The organism is Clostridium tarantellae (assembly GCF_009295725.1).
GTDB lineage: Bacteria > Bacillota > Clostridia > Clostridiales > Clostridiaceae > Sarcina > Sarcina tarantellae.
The window spans coordinates 1-1,312 of the sequence record NZ_WHJC01000508.1 but is presented as its reverse complement, the minus strand read 5'-3'; the positions used below and the strand labels follow the sequence as shown (position 1 = coordinate 1,312).

At 27.5% G+C, this 1,312-nt stretch carries 2 protein-coding genes; one reads left to right on the top strand and one right to left on the bottom strand.

The annotated features are described in order from the left end of the window. Positions 1-669 (top strand): Tim44 domain-containing protein (locus tag GBZ86_RS15985; protein WP_152892307.1); only part of this gene is annotated, 669 nt, incomplete at its 5' end. A 64-nt stretch (positions 670-733) separates the two neighbouring features. On the opposite strand, the gene tpx is transcribed toward GBZ86_RS15985, so the two are convergent. Further along, positions 734-1,228 (bottom strand): thiol peroxidase, encoded by a 495-nt coding sequence (gene tpx / locus GBZ86_RS15980; RefSeq protein ID WP_152892305.1) that lies wholly within the window; start codon positions 1,226-1,228, stop codon positions 734-736. Positions 1,229-1,312 lie beyond the last annotated feature (84 nt).

Sequence of the window (1,312 nt, the reverse complement as noted above, 5' to 3'; positions counted from 1 at the left end):
GGTGGAAGTAGTTCTTCAGGAAGCAGTGGAAGCTCTAGTAGTTCTTATGGAGGTTCTAATGGAAGATATAATTCTACCGCACAGGGCTTTAGTCCAGTGGGAGTAATGATTTTTGGAGTATATATGGCAATATTTTTCTTTAAGAAAAATGGAAAGCATATTATTGCAATTAATAATAGAAAAAGGCAAACTCTTAGTGAAATAAAAAACTTTGAAATAGACAATCCACTATGGGAATTTTATTCAATAGAAGAACAAATTGAAGAAGCATTTTTTATAATACAAAAAGCTTGGATGAATAGAGATTATTCTAAGGCTAAAGAGTTTATGAGTTATGATCTTTATGATATTCATAATATGAAAGTTTCTTGGATGAAAATCCGTGGAGAAAAAAATATATTAAAAAATATAAAAATACTGTCTATAAAGCCAATAAAGGCTATTTCTAGCACAAATGGTTCTACTAATAAGTTGTGGGTTAGTATAAGGGCTAAAATGATAGATTATACTATTAATGAAAATACTAAGATGGTCAAAAGTGGAAATACTATGAAATCAGATGCTTTTGAGGAATATTGGCGATTTATTTTAAAGGATAATAGGTGGGTTGCTGATAAAATTATGCAAACTGATGAAGTGGATTTAGATTACTTTGATAAATTAAAATAAAATATTGAAATAATTAGGTAAGAGTTATTATGTAAATTTAATAACTCTTACCAATTTTTTTATGCTATTTAGCAGCTTTAGCCGCTTCTAAAACAGCATTGTAATCTGGCTCATTTGTTACCTCATCTAAATAATCTACATAAACTAATTCATCATTAGAATTTACTACAAAACAAGCTCTAGTTAATAAACCTAATTCCTTTAAGTATGTACCTGTTGCTTTTGCAAATTCTCTATTTTTATAGTCAGAAAGTACTTTTACATTTTCCACAGTTCCTGCTTGACACCATCTGCTTTGAGCAAAAGGCAAATCCATTGAAATTGTATAACAAGTAATATTTGGTAATTCTTTTATTTTTTCATTAAAGCTTGCTACTTCTATGCTACATACTGGAGTATCAATAGAAGGTACTGATAAGAATATTCTTACTCCTTTAGTATCCTTTAAACTTACATCTCCTAAATTATTATCTACAACAGTAAAACATGGTAATTTTTCTCCCACGTGTACTTGTTCTCCAACTAAATTTAATTCATTTCCTTTAAATTTAACTTTCATAATTAACACCTCATTATAAAAAAAATTTTTGATTCTTAATTAAAACATACTAAACTTTTAATAGAATATTATAATATATTTTAA